This is a genomic window from Tychonema sp. LEGE 07196, from assembly GCF_963890365.1.
Taxonomy (GTDB): Bacteria; Cyanobacteriota; Cyanobacteriia; order Cyanobacteriales; family Microcoleaceae; genus Microcoleus.
Map to the genome: position 1 here is coordinate 44472 of NZ_CAWPRX010000013.1, position 19986 is coordinate 64457.

23 protein-coding genes and 1 pseudogene are annotated in these 19986 nt (G+C 46.5%); 11 read left to right on the top strand and 13 right to left on the bottom strand.

Features of this window, described 5'->3' with window-relative positions:
* Positions 1 to 640 precede the first annotated feature (640 nt).
* A complete protein-coding gene (locus AACV78_RS01475; protein ID WP_194008459.1) occupies positions 641 to 1936 on the bottom strand; it encodes a TldD/PmbA family protein in 1296 nt (431 codons plus the stop codon).
* A gap of 224 nt (positions 1937 to 2160) precedes the next feature.
* Entirely contained in the window at positions 2161 to 3021 is an 861-nt protein-coding gene (locus AACV78_RS01480; RefSeq protein ID WP_194008460.1) for a Tab2/Atab2 family RNA-binding protein, read from the bottom strand.
* Positions 3022 to 3078: 57 nt separating this feature from the next.
* Between AACV78_RS01480 and AACV78_RS01485 the strand changes: the two genes are divergently transcribed.
* The 3 genes from AACV78_RS01485 (at position 3079) to AACV78_RS01495 (ending at position 4876) form a co-directional block, all read left to right on the top strand.
* Complete coding sequence (locus tag AACV78_RS01485) at positions 3079 to 3267, top strand: hypothetical protein (protein WP_146136968.1); 189 nt, start codon at positions 3079 to 3081, stop codon at positions 3265 to 3267.
* A gap of 23 nt (positions 3268 to 3290) precedes the next feature.
* Positions 3291 to 4070 carry a nucleotidyltransferase domain-containing protein gene (locus tag AACV78_RS01490; RefSeq protein ID WP_194008461.1) on the top strand — a complete coding sequence of 260 codons (780 nt, stop codon included), beginning with the start codon at positions 3291 to 3293 and terminating at the stop codon, positions 4068 to 4070.
* Positions 4071 to 4153: 83 nt separating this feature from the next.
* Positions 4154 to 4876, top strand: coding sequence for a pyridoxine 5'-phosphate synthase (locus AACV78_RS01495; RefSeq protein ID WP_194008462.1), 723 nt, complete (start codon positions 4154 to 4156; stop codon positions 4874 to 4876).
* A gap of 313 nt (positions 4877 to 5189) precedes the next feature.
* Here AACV78_RS01495 and AACV78_RS01500 read toward each other — a convergent pair whose 3' ends face one another.
* The gene (locus tag AACV78_RS01500) at positions 5190 to 5360 is read right to left on the bottom strand and encodes a hypothetical protein (protein WP_194008463.1); all 171 of its coding nucleotides are present in this window, start codon (positions 5358 to 5360) and stop codon (positions 5190 to 5192) included.
* A 114-nt stretch (positions 5361 to 5474) separates the two neighbouring features.
* Positions 5475 to 5648 carry a hypothetical protein gene (locus AACV78_RS01505; protein WP_194008464.1) on the bottom strand — a complete coding sequence of 58 codons (174 nt, stop codon included), beginning with the start codon at positions 5646 to 5648 and terminating at the stop codon, positions 5475 to 5477.
* Here AACV78_RS01505 and AACV78_RS01510 point away from each other — a divergent pair.
* Entirely contained in the window at positions 5647 to 6441 is a 795-nt protein-coding gene (locus tag AACV78_RS01510; RefSeq protein ID WP_194008465.1) for a hypothetical protein, read from the top strand. The two genes, AACV78_RS01505 and AACV78_RS01510, sit on opposite strands and share 2 nt — an antisense overlap.
* 95 nt (positions 6442 to 6536) lie before the next feature.
* Here the strand turns inward: AACV78_RS01510 and AACV78_RS01515 are convergent, their stop codons facing one another.
* Positions 6537 to 7559 carry a tetratricopeptide repeat protein gene (locus AACV78_RS01515; protein WP_194008466.1) on the bottom strand — a complete coding sequence of 341 codons (1023 nt, stop codon included), beginning with the start codon at positions 7557 to 7559 and terminating at the stop codon, positions 6537 to 6539.
* Between the two features lie 326 nt (positions 7560 to 7885).
* Complete coding sequence (locus tag AACV78_RS01520; RefSeq protein WP_194008467.1) at positions 7886 to 8248, bottom strand: hypothetical protein; 363 nt, start codon at positions 8246 to 8248, stop codon at positions 7886 to 7888.
* Between AACV78_RS01520 and AACV78_RS01525 the strand changes: the two genes are divergently transcribed.
* Positions 8247 to 8387 (top strand): hypothetical protein, encoded by a 141-nt coding sequence (locus AACV78_RS01525; RefSeq protein ID WP_194008468.1) that lies wholly within the window; start codon positions 8247 to 8249, stop codon positions 8385 to 8387. The genes AACV78_RS01520 and AACV78_RS01525 overlap by 2 nt on opposite strands.
* Before the next feature lie 184 nt (positions 8388 to 8571).
* Here AACV78_RS01525 and AACV78_RS01530 read toward each other — a convergent pair.
* Positions 8572 to 9764, bottom strand: a pseudogene (locus AACV78_RS01530) (RNA-guided endonuclease InsQ/TnpB family protein).
* Between the two features lie 194 nt (positions 9765 to 9958).
* Here AACV78_RS01530 and deoC point away from each other — a divergent pair.
* The 6 genes from deoC (at position 9959) to AACV78_RS28615 (ending at position 15507) form a co-directional block, all read left to right on the top strand.
* Positions 9959 to 10636, top strand: a complete 678-nt coding sequence (deoC, locus tag AACV78_RS01535; RefSeq protein WP_194008469.1) for a deoxyribose-phosphate aldolase — start codon at positions 9959 to 9961, stop codon at positions 10634 to 10636.
* Positions 10637 to 10857: 221 nt separating this feature from the next.
* The gene (locus tag AACV78_RS01540) at positions 10858 to 11223 is read left to right on the top strand and encodes a four helix bundle protein (RefSeq protein WP_194008486.1); all 366 of its coding nucleotides are present in this window, start codon (positions 10858 to 10860) and stop codon (positions 11221 to 11223) included.
* Between the two features lie 133 nt (positions 11224 to 11356).
* Positions 11357 to 12232: a DNA repair protein RecO gene (gene recO / locus AACV78_RS01545; protein WP_194008470.1), complete on the top strand. Its 876-nt coding sequence runs from the start codon at positions 11357 to 11359 to the stop codon at positions 12230 to 12232.
* Positions 12233 to 12444: 212 nt separating this feature from the next.
* Entirely contained in the window at positions 12445 to 14028 is a 1584-nt protein-coding gene (locus AACV78_RS01550) for an MFS transporter (RefSeq protein WP_194008471.1), read from the top strand.
* 118 nt (positions 14029 to 14146) lie between these two features.
* Positions 14147 to 15373 (top strand): glycosyltransferase family 4 protein, encoded by a 1227-nt coding sequence (locus tag AACV78_RS01555; protein ID WP_194008472.1) that lies wholly within the window; start codon positions 14147 to 14149, stop codon positions 15371 to 15373.
* 14 nt (positions 15374 to 15387) lie between these two features.
* Entirely contained in the window at positions 15388 to 15507 is a 120-nt protein-coding gene (locus AACV78_RS28615; RefSeq protein WP_445329575.1) for a D-galactonate transporter, read from the top strand.
* A gap of 154 nt (positions 15508 to 15661) precedes the next feature.
* On the opposite strand, the gene AACV78_RS01560 is transcribed toward AACV78_RS28615, so the two are convergent.
* The 6 genes from AACV78_RS01560 to ndk all read right to left on the bottom strand — a co-directional run bounded on the left by AACV78_RS01560 (position 15662) and on the right by ndk (position 19447).
* Entirely contained in the window at positions 15662 to 16003 is a 342-nt protein-coding gene (locus AACV78_RS01560; RefSeq protein ID WP_228042035.1) for an aspartyl protease family protein, read from the bottom strand.
* A 64-nt stretch (positions 16004 to 16067) separates the two neighbouring features.
* The gene (locus tag AACV78_RS01565; protein WP_194008487.1) at positions 16068 to 16310 is read right to left on the bottom strand and encodes a hypothetical protein; all 243 of its coding nucleotides are present in this window, start codon (positions 16308 to 16310) and stop codon (positions 16068 to 16070) included.
* A 62-nt stretch (positions 16311 to 16372) separates the two neighbouring features.
* Complete coding sequence (locus tag AACV78_RS01570; protein WP_228042036.1) at positions 16373 to 17998, bottom strand: bifunctional lysylphosphatidylglycerol flippase/synthetase MprF; 1626 nt, start codon at positions 17996 to 17998, stop codon at positions 16373 to 16375.
* A 218-nt stretch (positions 17999 to 18216) separates the two neighbouring features.
* Positions 18217 to 18429: a hypothetical protein gene (locus AACV78_RS01575; protein WP_194008474.1), complete on the bottom strand. Its 213-nt coding sequence runs from the start codon at positions 18427 to 18429 to the stop codon at positions 18217 to 18219.
* Positions 18430 to 18723, bottom strand: a complete 294-nt coding sequence (locus AACV78_RS01580) for a hypothetical protein (RefSeq protein ID WP_194008475.1) — start codon at positions 18721 to 18723, stop codon at positions 18430 to 18432. It abuts the gene before it with no gap.
* A gap of 274 nt (positions 18724 to 18997) precedes the next feature.
* Complete coding sequence (gene ndk / locus AACV78_RS01585) at positions 18998 to 19447, bottom strand: nucleoside-diphosphate kinase (RefSeq protein ID WP_194008476.1); 450 nt, start codon at positions 19445 to 19447, stop codon at positions 18998 to 19000.
* Positions 19448 to 19986 lie beyond the last annotated feature (539 nt).

Sequence of the window (19986 nt, forward strand, 5' to 3'; positions counted from 1 at the left end):
TATAGTTCCTCGATTGATACTTCAACCGCAGATGAAAGGCAGATGCAACATAGATGCAACGCAGATGCTTTTCAGATAATTTGTGAGTTATCTGTCGGGTGCGCGGGCTTTCCAGCTTACCAGTTGTAGCAAGAGACAATTGGGCTGGGAGTTGATAATTTACTGCGCTAGAATTGGATTGTCATCTCGTTTGCTGCATCAATGTTATTCAATAGTCTTCTCTAACAATTATTGTGAATCTGGCACGAAAAGTCTGTTCAAGACTTGCTTTTCGAGGAGATGTTTAATCGTTTGGGCTGTGCGTGAGAGTCTATAGTCTCATAGTTGGGATTTGAATTATAGCCTTTCTGTGCTCTGGTATGAGGTACTATGCGGCATAGGCCGCCGTGGCCAAACCGGGCATAGGCCGCCGTGGGCATAGGCCGCCGTGGCCAAACCGGGCATAGGACATACCTCACTACGCTTGATAACCGCTATAGGAGTTACGTATCAATATCAAAGAAGACGGGTTTTTCACAGATATTAAAGGCTGTGATGCACTATTTTATCCAAAAACCCGGTTTTTAGCCGCTGATGCGTAATTCCTGTGAATATTTGTCGCTTTCGCGTACTCGGAGAGAGTTGGATTACCGATTACCGATTAGTTTTTGCCGGTGACGGACAATCCCTCTACAATTACAGATGGTGTGTGGCAAGAACCGTTCCACTCGGAGTCTCCTCCTAATTCTACTAATTGTTTGAGGACGCTGTAGACGTTGCCGGCTACCATTGTGTCTTTGATTCTGCCTACTATTTGACCTTTTTTGACTCGGTAGCCGAGATCGACGTTAATGGAAAAGTCGCCGGAAATTCCGGCACTGCCACCTAGGGTTTGATCGACTACAATTCCGTCGTCTAATTTAGCGATTAAATCGATTAATGAAAGGGAACCTGGTTTAATTAAAACATTAAACAAACTCGGTGTGGGATAGCTGCCCAAACCAGGGCGAAATCCGTTGCCGGTGGTGCCGCTTCCCAAGGCTCGACCGGTGGTGCGATCGGTATAAAATAGCTGCAATACTCCGCTGTCGATCAAGACGATCGCCCTAGTGGGAGTGCCTTCGTCATCAAAAGGACAGCTATAGGGCCCGATATCCGGCTGCTGCCAGAGGGTGACAAGGGGCGATGTCACTTGTTGGCCTAGTCGATCGCTCCAAGGCGAAGCGCCTTCTAGTACCTGTTTACCATTCAATGCCGCACAGAGAGTCCCCCACAGCAAATCGGCGGCTTTGGCTGTAAACAGCACCGGCACGCGCCCAGTGGCGGGGGCTACATTCTCTTTCGCCCATTCCAATCGCTGCAAAACCCGCTGGGCGCTCGTGTTTAAGTCCAGGGTACCGCGTTCGGTTTCGCCTTCCCAAATGTTGAGGAAATCTTCGCCCCGCACTAATTCTGCTGACAAGTAACCGCTGAGGGTGGTGTCGGTGTGGCTGCAATCCAAGCCTAATGTGTTCAGCAAGCGGGTGCTTTCGATTTCGCAGTCGAGTTCGGCGGTGCAGAGGCTTTCGGGATAGGCTTGGCGGACGATCGCGATCGCCTCTTTTCCCCAGTTTACTAGCTGTTCGGCCGGCACCGACACTCCGAGATCGGGATAAACAACTTTTTCCCCGGTGCCGAGTTCGATGGTTTCCGGTTCGTTTAGTTGCGAAAGCGCGATCGCCCGATCGACCAAAATCTGCGGTTCCACGGGCCCGTAGGCCACCGCCAACCCAGGCCGCCCGTCCCGCCACAGTCGCAGAGCAATACCTTCTGCTTGGGCGGTTTCTAGCTGTTTGAGGCGGTTTGCTTCAAAAAATACCGGCCGCGAGAGCGATTGCGATTCCAATACCTCAGCAGCTTCGGCACCTGCTTTGGTTGCTAATTCTAGCAGTTGTTCTGCTGATTGGTGATTGGTCATTTTTGTAGTTGGTAGTTGACAGGAAAGCAGTTGGTTGTTGGCAGTTGGTTGTTGGCAGATGGTAGTTGGTTCTTGGCAGTTGGTAGTTGACAGGAAAGCAGTTGGTTGTTGGCAGGAAAGCAGTTGGCATTAGCTAATAACAACTAACAACTAACAACTAAAAACCAACAACTAACCACTAACAACTAACAACTAACAACTAAGAAATAACAACTAACCACTAACTAAATACTTAGTTCGTGCAGCAGCCAAAATCCGGCGAAGGATTCCGATTGTGGATTCGACTGAATTGCTAAAAAATGTACTTTTCTTGCTTGTTTTTTCGCCGCTTCAAATCCTTTTGCTTCTCTCTCAATTGCTGCGTCTTTGAGATTAGCTAAAATCCAGCGATCGTTAGCTCCCGTATCTAACACCAGCCTAGCTGGCGGGCCAGTCTCAAATTTGATAAAAGCCAACTCCAAACCCGACATCCAACCAGCCAAAGCTGTTGCTCTCGACGAATAGACGATCAGCCCTGGAATTTGCGTTTCAGGCGGCAGCTTTGTCATCGGTAGCCCGAAAGCTTCGCCAAATCCGATATCCCACTCGGACATTTCATCAAAAGCTGCGATCGGCAAACTCACAAACGCCCATTTTTCGCCGATTAAAGCGTCCGGCAGCGCCACGGGCGTTTCGGGTACAAATTGAACGCTCGGGTTGGGAGCGGCTTGATAGCCCGGTTCGGCGGGATAAACGTTTTGCATCCGTTCTTCCAGCCACAGGCTGAGGGCGAGGGTGCGGCGGCTGGAGGCTGCGGGAATGTCCAACTCCTCACAGGCTTTGGTAATCATGTTCGCCATTTGGCGGCGGAAAAAGCGGATTTTTTCGGGGCGTTTCGGTGCAGAGGCGATCGCATCTTTAATCGCGCCAGCCAGCCACAGGGAATTCACCGTTGTACTCGGGCAAAATTGCGAGTAGCGAAACAGAGATTCTGCCTTGTCGCTTACATTCAGCGGGCTTTCGCAAATCAACACTTCCCATTTCTTTTTTCCTCGCTCGTCTATAATTGGACGGCTGTAAAAGTCAAGTTCCCAAATAGTAGCCATGCCGCGCTGTTAAAAATTAATCCTTTCTCATACTACCCGACAGCGGTCTCGTTTCTGATGAGCGATAATTTAAGACTGATTTTCTCGCAGCGGGCGATCGTACTTTCCCAAAAATTGCCACTCTCGCTTGCAGCTTCCCCTATAATTTTCCGCAGCACACAATCGGACACATTAGCAATGTCTAGCACAACTATGCCACAGCAATCTCCACCCGCAATATTTGTTAAACTTGTGGAACCAGGGTAAAACCAACAGTATAGCTTGATTCCATGAGACAAATCATTCTCGAAAAGATTGTTTCAACTTTACAACCTTTAGATTTTGTTCTCGCTTTGTGGCAAGGAGGTTCAGCAGCCCACGGATACACCGACGAATGGTCAGACATCGACATTGCAGTTGTCGTTGCAGATAACTGCGTCGAAGAAACCTTTGAAATTGTCGAAACAGCCCTCGCACAAATTAGCGAAATCGAACTCAAATATCGAGTTCCAGAACCCGCTTGGCACGGTCAATCGCAGTGCTTCTGGCGGCTAAAAGAAACCCCGCAATTCTTGCTAATTGATTTTGCCGTTTTCCGGCGCAGCAGCCGCAACGAATTTCTCGAAATCGAGAGACACGGAAAAGTCCCGATCGCCTTTGACAAAGCCAATCTAATTGTACCCGCTCATTTGGATACAAACCAGCATTTTGCCCAAATGCAAATTCGCTTCAACGAAATAAAAAATCGTTTTAATTTGCTGCAACCTCTGGTAAAAAAAGAGATTTATCGCGGACATATAGTAGAGGCGATCGGCAACTATCACAACTGGACGCTTCTACCCTTAGTTGAACTGTTGGGCATGATTTATCGTCCCCACAGATACGACTTTCAACTCAAATATTTTAGCCGAGATTTTCCGTCCCAAATAGTCGATCGCACCGCACCGCTTTTCTGCATTACCAATCTAGAAGATTTAGCAGCAAAACACCAAACAGCAGAGGCGATTTTTGCCGAAACCTTACCGCTTGCGGAAAAGCTGATGCAAAACCATCCAAATCAACCCAATTAACAGCCGGAAAAAAAATCAGCGTTCATTAGCGTTCATCAGCGGTTAAAATTAAAAATCAACAAACATCCGCAACTTCCAATCCCATGACAAAACTCAGCGTCAACATCAACAGAATCGCCCTCCTCAGAAACTCTCGAAACATCGGCATTCCCAGCGTTACCGAAGCCGCAAAAACAGTAATTGCCGCCGGAGCCCACGGCGTTACAGTCCATCCCCGCCCCGATGAAAGACACATCAAAGCTGCCGATGTTTACGACTTAGCCAAAATGCTAACTGTCGAGTTCAACATCGAAGGAAATCCGTTTCAGCCACCATTTATGGATATAGTTTGCGATGTCAAACCGGCTCAGTGTACCTTGGTGCCGGATGCTCCCGACGTGCTAACATCCGATAGCGGCTGGAATATTCCCGAAAATCGATCTCGGCTTTTACCAATTATTGAAAAATTAAAAAATAACGGCATCAGAGTCAGCTTGTTTATGGATGCAGATCCTGCTCTCATGCCCCTAGCAAAAGAAGTTGGAGCCGATCGCGTAGAACTGTACACGGAACCCTATGCAACTGCTTTTCGCGAAGGTAAAGTAGAATCTGTTTTGCAACAATATGCCTTGGCAGCTAAAGCAGCTCAATCAGCAGGTTTGGGAGTGAATGCCGGACACGATTTGAATTTGCAAAATTTAGCTGAATTTTGCTCAATTCCTGATATCCTAGAAGTATCTATCGGTCACGCTTTAATTGCGGAAGCGCTAGAAATGGGATTATCCAATACAGTGCAAGCTTACCTCAAAATCCTTTCTGATTCGTAGTGGGAGTAAACCTCGCGTGGCAGAGAGCGGGTTCTATATAATTCGTTGCGTTTGTGTTAAATATTGCGGCTTGCCGCACCCTAAAAATTCTGGTTTTTAGCTAGCGCCACACGCGCTTAAGGTTCGTAGTGCGGACTAAACTTCGCAACATGAAAGCGGACTTTAGTCCGCATTACAAACCGTGTTTGTGATAGTAATCGACTGGACATGATATGATATCAAATGCTCTCTTCATCGGAATAGTAAATTCACTGTTGACTGTTGACTGTTAACTGTTGAGGAGTGCAACCGGAATTGATATGACAAGCAAATTCTATTGTTTGGGGTTATTGATTGGGTAAGGCGCACTGTGCAAGCCGTAAAAGCCGATCGCCCTCGCAGCAGTTAACAGTAGAGGCTGTAACCCCCGCTGGGTGAAGGGCAGTTTTCTGGTAGCAAAGCCTCTCTTGGAACCCAGACACCGCGTTTTTTTAGTGGTTGGCATTTTTTTAGCAAGTTTTTGGGCAAAAGCTTGAATTTTTATTGACCAAATTACTAGGACGATCCGATGATATTATGGGTAGGGAATATGGTGGAAATGTCCGATCGACCAAGGCTACTATTTAGCTTCGGCAGGGCCATCTGCTACCGCGAATTTTTGTGAAATTACCAAATATTTAGCTGTATCCTCTATGCTGATGACGCCGATCGCGCGATCGGCAAATTTAATCCGGTGCAAACAGCACCACACAAGTAAACATATACAACTGATTACCCCTGGCAAGCGTGACATGAAAAAACTAATTTTACTGACTGGAATGCTACTAATGATGACGGCAAAATCAGTATTTGCCAGCCCTGTAGCCCCAAAAATTGCACCGGGCGATCGGATGGGCGCCTCGGAAATTACAGAAACCGTTAACCAACCCGCTACTTCTGCCTTTGTTGCTAACGTAGAACCGATCGATCCCATGCCAGCTACATCTGACTCAGTTGCGAAGATAGAGCCGATCGAGCGAATGTCAACCTCACAAATTCGAGCCACTATCAACCAACCAACCACCTATATTTTTGAAGGCATCAAAGGACGAGAACTCACACTCTCGCTGTGGGCGGGACAACTGACAGCCGAACTCTACAGCCCCAACGGCGAGAATCTGGGAGTTATTGAAAAAAGCGACAATCAGTGGATCGGCCAGTTACCAGACTCTGGAATCTACCGCCTGCGAGTCACCCCGAAAGGTGAAACCAGCAGCTTTGTAATCGGACGCGACTTTAACGCCAAGTGGATTTACAGGCCCGATCGCGCAATGCCCATCGCATTCGGAGAAAAAGAAGCCACAGTCAAACTCAAAATGTCCGGCTACCAAGTCCAGCCCCTCACAGTTCCAGGAAAACAGGGACAGACAATTAGGGTGAGTGCTAACAGCAAAAATCTCGGTGTGGCGATCGAATCTCCGTCGGGACAACTCCTAGATCAAGGCGAAGGTCAAACTTTTGCTGAACTTCCCGAATCCGGCATTTACAAAGTGCTAGTAGTTGCCAAAAGGCCAGTCAAGCCCTCCATAAAAGTTTCTGTACGTTAGATCGAGATGGCAAAAAAAACTCTTTGTGGGCGATCGAATTTCCGTCGCCCGGCCACAAAAGCTCGCCCCACCGGCGAGCTATTTTCTATCTAAAACTAACCTCGGATCAGCGCGGCAAAACGTTCTTGTTTCCAAATGCAGCTTAAATCCGAATCAGCCAAGGCTAGTTCTCGGTATAAATTAGGGATAAACTCCACAGCCCGCTGCAAATTGTCAAGGGCTAAATCAACAAATCCCAGTAGAGCATAACAACAAGCTTTATTGTAAAAAGCATTAGCAAAATCAGGATTAATTTCTAAGACTGTTTCGTAGCAAGCAATTGCCTCCGAGTAGGAGCCTTTTCGGGCTAATTCCACACCCCGGTTGTACCAAATCAAATAATCCTCAAAACCACACTCTGATGTGGGAGTAAACTTACTATTTTTATGATTGAAACCGACTAATTTCGCCAAAGCTACCCTCCGTTCGCCCACAGCTTCAGTTCCGCCCGGTTTCAGAGCGATCGCTCGGCTAAAACTAGCCACTGCTTGTTTGTAAAGTCCCATTGAGTTAGCAGCTAGACCGCGATTGTACCAAGCATTCGCATCGTCTGGGTTAAATTCGATCGCGCGATCGAAACTGTTGAGCGCCTGATAGTAAAGCTTGAGTTCCAACAAAGCATTACCTCGGTTGTACCACGCCCCAGCAACCTCTGGCTCCAAACTTAAAGAGCGATCGAAACTCAGAACCGCCTTATCGTAAAGCCCCATATCGATCAGCGTCAATCCTCGGTTGTGCCAAATACTCGCCGAACAGGGGTTGAACTCCAGAGCCCTGTCAAAACTGTTGAGTGCCTCCCAAGGGCGGCCCAACTTTCCTAAAGCAATAGCTCGGTTGTGCCAGCCAAAACTCGCATTCGGCTGCAGCGCCAAAGCCTCATCAAAACTTTTTAATGCCTCTAAGTGCCGTTCTAAGTTGCCCAAAGCCATGCCTCGCCCGAACCAAGCCTGATAATGATCCGATTGCAACTTCAAAGCTCTGTTAAAGTTAGCCAGAGCACCATCGCGATCGTCAGCTTCGAGGAGGCGCGAACCCAAATGATAATACCAAGCCGCTTCCAAGTTTTGGATTAAGTTCATAATATTTGCATCTATCTTAGGGATGATTTTACACAAACAATCTGCGGATTTAAACTGTAATTCCACTAAAACTTGGAAAATTTTGATACAGGGCGATCGCCCGTACAAACCGCCCGTAACAACCTCAACTATTTGCGATCGAAACTAACTACTTTCCCAAGACGAAAAGCTCTTTCTGCTAACCATACTCATCGCTGGTTGGAGCTGCTGCGAATCTGAAATCTGCGCGAGTCAAGCAACTATTACCGCATCGCGAATGAGGTTTCCAGTTACAAAAATAGTGAAAATTCCACAGTGCGGGCGGCTCCAATCTCTGCTTGCCAAATTCAAGCAAGCACAACCGCTGTTTGAGCAGTCTCGCTCAACAACAACCTGCCAGCAGCATCAATACTAAAATCCTTCCCCAGCACAAAACCCTTGCCCATCAACCGCTGACAAACTATCAGCGCCGTAATCCGGCGAATTTCTTCCATCACGTCAGCAGGAATCAAATAAGTCAAACTCCAGATCACCGACTCGCAGTCAGACCAAATCAAACGTTCAATACTGACAATCATCAAAGCAGCGACACTTTCAACAGACAGCCGCCCTCTGAGACCGGCAATCAAATCTTTACCAATTAAGCTATTGCGAGTCATCATCGCCCTAGCCATCTTCCCAATTTCTTGTTCGAGTTCTAAATGATTCATGCTTAGCACTGGCTGTTATGTTTTTAAAGCAAGAAGGAGGAGTAACAACAGCGATCGCGATCGGGCTCATCCAGACGGCGTGGCTGACGCAGGCTCTACTGCAACTCCATTTAACAAAGTATACCTAAAGAAAGATTAAAAATGTATCTAAAGGCAGATACAAAAATATATTTTTTGGGAATAAATGTATCAACCAATTTCCGCCAGAGTTTTTACGAGCAGCAAATTGAGTATTTATGCTCAATCAGGCTCGGAGTCAAGTACAAAATGAATAAATTCGCTACTTGACACTCTCCGGCGTTAACGCACGGAGATTCTTTAATCTACGAGCCGACTTGCTGAGGCAGGATTTCTCCAACAACAGTAGAGGTCAACTCTCAAGAGAGCGTTACTTGGCTCAAGACCAAAGGTTCCGGTATGCCCTACCGTACCCAATCCCCGACTTAGGATGTTTCTAGCTGCATTTTTATCACGATCTAAAACACAACCGCACTTACAAATGTGCGTTCTTGTGGATAGCGTTTTCTTGACAATTACACCGCAGACGCGAGCATTCTTGGCTGGTATATTGCGGATTTACCGCCACCGTGATTTTCTCAAACACTTTTCCGAAGTATTCAAGCCAAACACGAAATTGATACCAAGAAGCATCGTTAATAGACTTAGCTAAGCAATGATTCTTCACCATGTTTTTGATTCTCAAATCTTCGTAGACGACTACATCGTTTGACGAGATTACGCACCTTGCAAGTTTTATTGCATGGTATGAGCGCTGTCTACTTATTTTGAGGTGGCGTTTGCCTAGAATCTGCCTAGCCTTGCCCCTGTTATTTGAACCTTTAACTTTTCTGGATACGCGACGTTGAGCGCGTTTAAGAACTCGATCACCTTTTCTCAAAAACCTCGGATTTTCCACCGTAGTTCCGTTCTAGTCGGTGTAATATTCTTTTAAACCTACGTCTAATCCGATTGTAGTGCCATTCGGTTCTATGTTCTCCTTTCTGTTAATATCTACACAGAATTGGACGTACACGCCCGAAGCCCGTTTAACCAATCTTACCCTTTTTATTTGATTGATTTGGTAGAAGTGCAAGTCGCGTGTACCTTTAAGCTTTAATCGCCCAATCCCTTTTTTGTCGGTAAAAGTTATCGACTTTCTATCATCTGCAAGTTTCCATCCAGACGTTTTGTACTCTACCGAACGACAGTCTTTTTGGAATTGTGGATACCCTTTTTTACCGGGAATCTTTTTCTGGCAATTGTCGTAAAATCTGGAAATAGCAGACCATGCTCGTTCTGCGCTCGATTGTCGAGCCATTGAGTTTAGTTCCGAGGCAAAAGGAAACGTAGCCGCAAGTACAGCGCAGTATTTATTCAAGTCGTGCCGACTCACTTTTTTATTATCCATCCAATAGCGCAAACAGCTATTACGAATGAAGTGAGCGGTACGAATTGCTTCATCTACTGCTTTATGCTGATTCTGCTTGCCGTAAGATTTAAACTCAAAAACTAACATGGCTTCACCTCCCGCTTTTATCTTATATTGTTTGAGATAAGATTATTTTGTGAGTTAAAAAAGTTTACAATGATGAAACAGGAGTCTGACGCTTGAGACTAAAGTCTCCCGTGACCTTTCATCCCTGGACTGAAGTCATAGGATTTTCAGCTTGTATCCTATAATAAGGAAGCAGTTACTTCGGATAAACAACAATGGCTCGAAACCAGGCAGACATCGATATTGCCCCCTTGATCGACTACGGCCTGATCGACCCGACTGCGACGCCAGATCAAGTAGAAAACTGTTGCCAACAAGCAGAGAGATTTGGGTTTGCGACAGTGTGCGTGTATCCCGCCTACGTCCGACAAGCAGTGCAATTGCTGCACGGCAAAAAGCCCAAAGTCTGTACTGTTATCGGTTTTCCCACTGGTGCTTCGACTTCAACGGTAAAACTTTACGAAGCTCTAGAAGCCGCAGATAATGGAGCCGTAGAGTTAGATGTCTCTGTTAACTTAGGCTTATTGAAAGCTGGCAGAATCGACGAATTCCACCGGGAATTAGCCGAAATTTGCGAACAAACCGGAAAAACTATCAAAGCAATTATCGAAAGTTCGCTGCTTTCCGATGCCGAAAAACAATTAGCTGCTGAAATTTGTATGGAAGCTGGTGTTGCTTATATAAAAACCAACACTGGCTTTTTTGGCGCGGCGACAGTTGACGATGTGCGACTGCTGAACGAAGTTACGAAGGGACGGATTGGGATTAAAGCGGCTGGGGGAATTCGGACTCACGAACAAGCTTTAGATTTGGTAGTAGCTGGTGCTACTCGTTTGGGGACTTCTCGTGGCCCGGAATTGATCCGCCAGCGCGATAAATTAGGCAATAGTTGATTGTTGACTGTTAACTGTTGACTGTTGACTGTTGGCTGTTGGTTGTTGGCTGTTGACGGTTGACTGTTGGCTGTTGGCTGTTGACTGTTAACTGTTGGCTGTTGACTGTTGGCTGTTGACGGTTGACTGTTGGCTGTTGGCTGTTGACTGTTAACTGTTGGCTGTTGACTGTTGGCTGTTGGCTGTTGGCTGTTGACTACCAATTATTTAAAGGAGTTAATATGGAGAACTTCCAACAGCTACAAGTTTATCAATTAGCCGAAAAAATATCAAACGAAATATGGTTTATTGTTAAAAAATGGGACTACTTTACGAAAGATACGATGGGCAAACAAATCGTGAGAGCGGCTGATAGTGTTGGTGCTAACATTGCAGAAGGACACGGACGGCATAGTTATCAAGATAATCAGCGTTTCGTAAAAATTGCCAGAGGTTCATTAAATGAAACAAGACACTGGTTAAGACTTGCCTATGCTCGTAATCTTTTAACTCAAGAAGAGAGCGATCGATTGCATCCGTTATTGAATGAACTTTCACCAAAACTTAATGCCTATCTTAACTCACTAAAACAAAAAACTAAAGGTTAACAGCCCACAGCCAACAATCAACAGCCAATAGTTAACAGCCCACAGCCAACAATCAACAGTTAACAGTTAACAGCCAACAGTCAACAGTTAACAGTTAACTGTTAACAGTTAACAGCCAACAGTCAACTAACAAATGATTAGAACTTACAAAGCAACTGGAATCAATCTTAAGAGTGCACCGATCGGCGAATCCGATCGCGTGCTGACAGTTTTAACGCGGGAATTCGGCTTAATTCGAGCTGTAGCGCCCGGTGTTCGCAAACAGCGATCGAGCATTGGCGGTAGAAGCGAGTTATTTGTCGTCAACGAATTGCTGATTGCTAAAGGTCGATCGCTCGACAAAATTACCCAAGCCTCCACCGTCGAATCCTATCCGGGTTTGAGCCGCAACTTGGGAAAACTCGCAGCCGCGCAATATCTGGCCGAATTGGCGATCGCCAGCGCCCTTTCCGACGAACCCCAAGAAGACCTCTTCTTTTTGCTGGGCGAACACTTGAGCCGTTTGGAGCGTTTGTCCGATCGCACCGAAATCCAATCCGCCGCCGTGCTCGTCGCCCACCTCGCCCAAGGTATTTTTCACTTGCTCGCCCTAGCGGGCCTCGCGCCCCAAGTCCAAGTCTGCTGCGCCACCAGACAACCGATCGCCCCCAATTTCAACGATCCGAACTGGCAAACCGGCTTTAGTATACCCTCTGGGGGAACCTTTAGCTTGCCAGAATTAGCTAACTTAGAAGCTGAACTATCCTCTGAAATTGGCAACTCCTACAGAGTCGCTTCCCGTTCCCGGCCAACCAGCGACAGCAAACACTTGACAAACCTCCATATAAATGCTAAGGAATTAGCAGCGCTGCAACAGTTGGGTAGTGCAGAACTAGAAGAGGGGATTGCCGATCGCGCAGCTTGGGTATCTGTCGAAAATATTTTGCGACAGTACGCCCAGTATCATTTAGGTTGCACGATTCGATCGGGAAGCTCGATCGACGCTTACTTAGAGAATTTTGAGTTTTAAATTTTAGGTTAAAGAAGTGAACGGGCGATCGTACAGCACCCCGAGCCGGCGGATATCCGAACCTGTCGGCAATTTCAGGTAAATTTCCAACATTCTCGCAACATTAGATAATAGATCAAGTTATAAATTATTAAATTTAGGAGCTAAAAAAGTCAATTTGAACTTCACATCCCCAACCCTGAACCATCCCCAGCGAGCCACCCCCCAATCCTATGATGCGACTGTCCGATTCTGATTTGAGAACATCTATTTTAGCTGCGACCAACCACAAGATGGAAGAACGAGAAAATTGTCCAGATTTTCAGTCTGAGCCTGTTTTGGCCGATCGACAATGGAGCAACGCCCAACACCCAGAAATGGATAAATATCTGACAAATCCAGAAACAGACGCCAGCACAAGTAACGGCCAACCACCCGCAGCAATCCCCCCGCAGCCAACAGCAGAGCCAGCAGCAGAAATATCCGAAACAGTTAGCGAAACTCCCGAAAAAGGCACAGGATTTTTGCCAGTCATCAAAAACCGCAATTTTCTAGCACTGTGGAGCGGACAAATATTCTCCCAACTAGCAGATAAAGTTTATCTCGTACTGACGATCGCCCTCGTAGCCAGCCGGTTTCAAGCGCCAGATCAAAGCATCAGCAGATGGGTATCAGCAATCATGATCGCCTTTACCATACCCGCAGTGCTGTTCGGTGCCGCTGCGGGCGTGTATGTCGATCGCTGGCCGAAAAAAGCCGTGCTCGTAGCCACAAACCTGCTGCGAGGAGGCTTCGTATTAGCATTACCCCTGCTGCTGTGGCTCTCAGACGGTTTTGAAATCGGTCAACTGCCGCTCGGATTCTGCTTGCTGCTGCTAGTAACATTCCTAGTTTCGACACTAACTCAATTTTTCGCCCCAGCAGAACAGTCAGTGATTCCGCTAATTGTGGAACGCCGCCACCTGCTATCGGCAAACTCCCTTTACACCACCACCATGATGGGTTCGGTGATTATTGGCTTTGCCGTCGGAGAACCCTTACTAGCCTTAGCCGACACCCTATTCACCAACCTCGGCGGCGGAATCGGCATCGGCAAAGAAATAGTAGTAGGCGGAAGTTACGCCTTCGCCGGAGTGCTGTTGCTGTTGATGAAAACAGGCGAAAAAAACGAAACCGAACACGAACCGCCGCATCCCCTAGCCGACTTAAAAGACGGCCTGCGTTACATCAACGATCAACCGAAAGTCCGCAATGCTTTAATTCAACTAATTATTCTATTTTCCATTTTTGCAGCCTTGGCAGTTCTAGCGGTGCGGCTGGCAGAAATGCTGCCCGGTATGAAAGCGTCGCAATTTGGCTTTTTGCTGGCTGCGGTGGGCGTGGGGATGGCTGTTGGGGCGACGACTGTCGGCTATCTCGGCCACAAACTTTCTCATTCCCAACTGAGTTTAATCGGATCGGTTGGGATGGCACTTGCTCTGCTGGGCCTTTCTGCATTTACACACCATTTGTGGATCTCGGTGCTTTTTATTACCATGTTGGGTTTATTTGCCTCATTGGTAGGAGTGCCGATGCAGACGACAATTCAATCAGAAACCCCAGAAGAAATGCGGGGAAAAGTCTTCGGCCTGCAAAATAATGCCACTAATATCGCTTTGAGTTTACCATTAGCTTTGGCGGGAGTAGCGGAAACATTTCTGGGTTTACCTGCTGTGTTTTTGGCTTTGGCTGGATTGGCGATCGCTGGCGGTGTCTTAACCTGGTATATTTTCCGTAGCACTAATAGCAAAGTCGATCGACTCCAATCAAATAAGTAAATCCACCTAATGAAACGTAAGATACAGATGACAATAAAGCTTGCTATATAAGCACTCTTCCTTCTTCCTTCTTCCTTCTTCCTTCTTCCTTCTGCTTAACAAACTCTGATTTACTCGAATGCACATCGCTTGGCTAGGAAAAAAATCACCTTTTTGCGGTAACGTCACTTACTCCAGGGAAGTCACCAACGCACTGTTAGACCGGGGATACCAGGTAAGTTTCCTGCACTTTGCCCAAGAAGCCGGCCCGCTGGACAGGAACAATACGGCGTGGAGCATGGCAAATGGGAAATGGGGAGCTTCCATTGCTCAAACTTCATTTACCAATTCGCTCTCGCCAGCGAGTTGCAATGAAGTTTCTTTACCCTGTCACTACAAATCGCAAATTTATACGATTCCGACTCTCAAATCCCGCACCGTGTTGATGAAATCTTTGCGGAGGCTGAAACCCGATGTTGTTCACGCTTCCCTGACGCTTTCGCCTCTAGATTTTCTGCTGCCGGAAATTTGTCAAGAATTGAATTTGCCTTTGGTGGCGACTTTTCACCCGCCGTTCGATCGCAAATTGCGGAATTTGACATCGGGAACCCAACACCTGATGTATCAACTCTACGCTCCGTTTTTGGCTCACTACGACTCAACGATCGTATTTTCTTACATTCAGCGGGAAATTTTGATGAAGTTGGGAGTACCGCAAGAACGGGTAGCCGTGATTCCCAACGGAGTAGACGCGACGAAGTATTCTCCTGGGCCTTCGGGGTTGAAGTCGGAGTTAAAGGCCGATCGACTTTTTGTCTACCAAGGCAGGATTGCGCCGGAGAAAAATGTCGAGGCTCTGCTGAAGGCTTGGAAACACTGTAATTTTGGGCCTGGTAACGTATTGGCCATCGTGGGCGACGGGCCCCTATCCGCGTCGCTGCAACTTTCCTACGGCGAAGAGGAGGGCATTGTGTGGCTCGGATTTGTCGCCGAGGAGGAGCGCCGGATCGAAATTCTGCGCGGTGCAGATGTATTTATTTTGCCTTCTTTGGTGGAGGGACTGTCGCTGTCGTTGCTGGAAGCGATGGCCTGCGGTTTAGCTTGTTTGGCAACGGATGCGGGTGCTGACGGCGAAGCCTTGGAGGAAGGCGCGGGGATAGTTTTGAACACTCAGCGGGTGCGGAGTCAGTTACAAACTTTGCTGCCGCTGTTTTGCGATCATCCTGAGTTTGGAATGCTGCTCGGCCAAAAAGCACGCCAACGGGCGATCGAGCGGTACACTCTCAGTCAGAATATTACTGAGCTCGAAAAGCTGTACTCAGAGGTTTTGCAGAAGCAGCGCGTGCCGTTGCGGGGCTTGGCATAACTTAGTCATTAGTCATTAGTCATTGGTCATTAGTTGTTGGGAATTGGTTATTAGTTATTGGTTATTGGTTATTGGTTATTGGTTACTCGCTACGAATTCCCAATTTCCAATTCTCAATTCCCAATAACAACTAACAACTAACAGCTAACAGCTAACAGCTAACAGTCAACAGTCAACAGTCAACAGTCAACAGTCATTAGTCATATCATGTCCGTTCGATTTCTCCAGCCGAGGCAGAGCAAGAGTGATATGGGTTCCCAGGCAGAGCCTCGGAACCAGTTAAACCAGTCAACGAGGACTAATATTAAACGCCAATTGCGATCGATAAAAACAAACATCGAACTCCATAAAGAAATTCACCTGACCCAAAATCAACGGTACATTTTTAGCCCGAGTCCAAGCAAACACAAGCTGAACGGGTTCAAACTGCCCAACCTGTCCCTGCATAACCACAACGCGCGCCTCATACTGTGCCAAATTTCCCGTCAAACTAAGAACAGTAGTCTGCCGCTCCCATTCATAACCAAGTTGGACACCCGCGTTATAGGGTAAAACATTGACGCTCGCCCCCGTATCCAGTAGCCCAGAAGCTACCACAGAAGCATTCTGGTAAACTAAAGTAATCGGCAAAATAGGGCGAAATCAAATTTCCCCTAAAGCATTATCAACAGATACAAAAGAAAATCGTTCCACATTACTCATCCTTTTGGGCTTTCGATTGCTTTAAAACTCCCAGCATCGTCTGTGCAGCATCAAACGCATCATAGGGCGACCAAACATCACACACCGCCCCAGATGCGATCAAATCCTGTTCCTGACTCTGCATACATCCCATCAGCATTTGTAAGGTTACTTCCTCTACAGAAATACCGCGCCGCTCAGCAGACTGTAAGAGATATTGCTCCAATTCAGGTGATAGATTCAGCGTCAAATTCATAAACCGCTCCTATTTGTTGGTAATTGCTGCGTTAAAACCTTCAATCTTCAATCTAAAATTGCCTAACTTCCCGGACGCAAATAATCCAAAAGCCTATCGCCCGAATCGGCCCGAATCAAAGCAACCACAACATCCGGCAAACTTCCCAAACTTGGATAAACAAAATAACGCGGTTCCCAGCGCGGCCCAAACTTATCTTTAAAACTGTGCAATCCCTTAAAATTATAAAACTTGCTCAAGTGATCCGAAAGATAAATCAAAACCTTTTCTAACCGCCCGGATTTACCCTCTTCTCCGACTCCCGCCAAAGCCGACAAACCCAAATCAAATTCTGCATAGCCCAACTCTTGACAGTGCTGCAACATCGAAGCAAACAAACACTCCATCGTGCCATTTTCTACCTCGGTGCGCCGCCGCATTAAATCAACTCCGATCGCATCATTACCCACAGATATCATATTCGCAAAAGCACTAATTTTACCGTCGGGAGTGTGAATCGCTACGGCGCGCGTTTTCTGCAAATATGCCTCGTCAAACCAACCCACAGAAAACTGTTTTTCCGCACCCTGAACCATTTGCAGCCACTCGTCGCTAACAGATTTCATTTGTCGCATCAATTCCCCACTTAAAGGAGGTTCGTAAAATTCAATACGATGGCCTGCTTTTGTCAGTCGGTTAATCGCAGTTCTTAAGTTTTGATTTGCCTTGCCTTTGAGAGTAAAATTTTTGAGATTTACAATTGCTTCTTCGCCAATTTGTAATACTCGAAAACCGAGAGTAGAATACATTTCTAAATCGTCGGGCAAAGTTTGATAAAATGCTGGATACCAATCGTTGCGATCGCAAAATTCTTGAAACCCCAGAATTGCCTCTTTGCGGTCTTCGGCAGGCCCGATGGGGTCTCCGAGGGCGATCGCGCCTCTACCTTTGGGCACGTAGGCGATCGTACTTTTTCCCGAAGCACTAAAATAATAAGATTTATCCTCAAGCAACGCCAGTCTCGCTAGGGTTGTCCGCCCGTATTCTGCTACAACTTCCTGAGCTTTATTGCGTTCCGAAATACTTGCCGAATTTCGCAGCAGCACCGGCCGCAGCAGCATCAAAAGTGCGTAACCAAGCGTTACCGCACCGACAGCATAAATCGAATCTGCGAAAAAGTTAGCAAACCGAGTTTTCGGAACCAAACCCGCATTGTCCGCCGTAAAAAACATAGCGAAAGTCTGGTACAAAGCATCGTCCAAATTGAAATTAACTGCTCGTTCGTTAACTTCAAAACGCCCGTCTAATATGTAAAAACCAGCCGTACCGTAAGCGAGTGTAAATAACAAAGCGCCTACCAAAACCCGGATTCCTTGAGCAATTGAAGGGCGATCGGATTGAGCGGTAAATGTCTTCCGCATCACCAACAATTGCAACAGCAGCACCCCAGAAAGCAAACTTTCTTCAATATCTAATCCCTTAACTAAATGAACTACGATAGAAACGTTTAACAGTCCCACAGTCAACAACCAAGCAATCCGCTTGCGCCGCAACAAATTAGCGGCCAAAGTTAGCAACATAAACCCGATAACTGCTGCAAAAAAATGGCTGCCTGCACGGACGGTAAAAGGAAAAAACGGTTCCAGCCAATTTCGGCGATCGGGTAAACTGGGAGTTACGGCAGATAGCAGGTTAATAATTCCTACCAATCCAGTTAAAAACGATGCCGTCCATAGTCCAATCCTATTTTTTCGGGATAACACTGTTCACCTTAATAATTTTAATAACATTTGCCCTAGGGATATATTATGAAAGCAATCGCCGATCGCAATTGTGATTTGTGTTCGGGGTAGGCTGGTTTTGGTAAGAAAGCCGGTTTTTTTGTTTGATGAGTTTTATTTAGGTTCGTAGTTGGGTGGGGGCGGGTTTATGTAAATTGTCGGTGGGAATTAAAGATTGTTGGTGAAGTCGCCCCTACCTGGGCAATATTTTTCTTAGCTGCGACTACGACTTGGGGAATATTTTCCTTACCACCCACAGCATAACTAATATCAGCCCGCCCAATCCTAAACCGCCAAGCAAACTCCAGATAATCGTCGCGGTGAAGGGATGAAGCGGGAGGGAAGAATCGGGTTGCCATTTAATGGGTGTATCCTTGATTAGGGATAGGCTGCTGAAAAGATTTGGCCGCCGCCGATCGCAGTTCCGACAAAAAAGATGATATTCTCAATTTGGCGATCGCGCTTTTTATCATTTTATCTCGATCGCGATCTTTCTGCTCTTCTTCCTTTTGCTTGTATAATTGTATTTGTTCGCGATCGCGCTGATGTTCCCTTTCTCCCTGTTCCCCGCTCAACTGCGCCTGTTCGATTTCCACCATCCCGCGAATTGGAGACTGGCCGTTAACAATCGCCCATTTGCGCTCGATTTTCATTCATTGAGTAGCTAGAAACCGGGTTTCTATGAGATTTTCGGTGAGACGCGATAAATCTCGAAACCAACCCGGTTTCTGGGATTTAAGTGTATCTAATTCTGTCGCTTCGTAGCTAGAAACCGGGTTTCTATGAGATTTTCGGTTGGACGCGATAAATCTCGAAACAAACCCGGTTTCTGGGATTTAGGAAGAAATTCGGTTTCTATATAAATCCGGCTTTGTATTGATTAAAACTTAGAATATCTCCCGATTAACCATCGGGAGAATATCAACACTACTCCAGAATCCAAGGACTCAAGCAAGAAGTCCAATTACTCAATTCATCCGATTTGAACCAGAGATTAATTTCTTGGTTCGCAGTTTCCACAGCATCAGAACCGTGAATGATGTTGCGGCCGACATTCACACCAAAATCGCCGCGAATTGTCCCAGGTTCAGAATACAGAGGATTTGTAGCGCCAATGATTTTTCTCGCCGACGCCACCACGCCCTCGCCTTCCCACACCATCGCCACCATTGGCCCAGAAATGATGAAGTCTACCAGTCCCGCAAAAAACGGTCTTTCTTTGTGTACGGCGTAATGCTGTTCGGCTAGTTCGCGACTCGCCGTGATTAGCTTCATCCCTACTAGCGTGAAGCCTTTGGCTTCAAAACGACTGATAATTTGACCGACGAGTCCGCGCTGTACGCCGTCTGGTTTAATCGCTAAAAAAGTCCGTTCCAAGATTAACTCCTATTATTTTCTTAACCGATCCAAAAGATAGAGTAGCTCACAATGTACCCAATGGCAATTCTGGGAAGAGCAAATTGTTATTTTAGACAGAAGTGTCATTGCGAGGAACGAAGCAATCGCCGAGACTAAGATTGCTTCGTTTTAATGAATTATATCGTTTCCGCTTGCATCGGAATGATTTAACCACAGAGAACACAGAGTACACAGAGGGAGAGAATATATATCTGAATCATTCCGATGCTACCGGATTTGATATTATGGCGACTTCCGGCTGCTTTGGGGTGAATAAATTCAAAAAACGCGATCGCTTTGTTTGGTGCTAGAACGCTATGCTTGGAAAGCTTCTCTCCTTCAGAAGTTGGTTGTAGTCGAAGTCGTGGAAGCAACTGCTACGTTTTTTTTCGATTTGAATTATTTACAGAAGCGATGAAAGAGTTGTTCGGACACAGCAAAAAAAAATATTGGAATACTGTGCTGCAAGTATCTTCGATTTCTGCGTTCGATCGCGCTTTTGAGTATCAATAAATCTG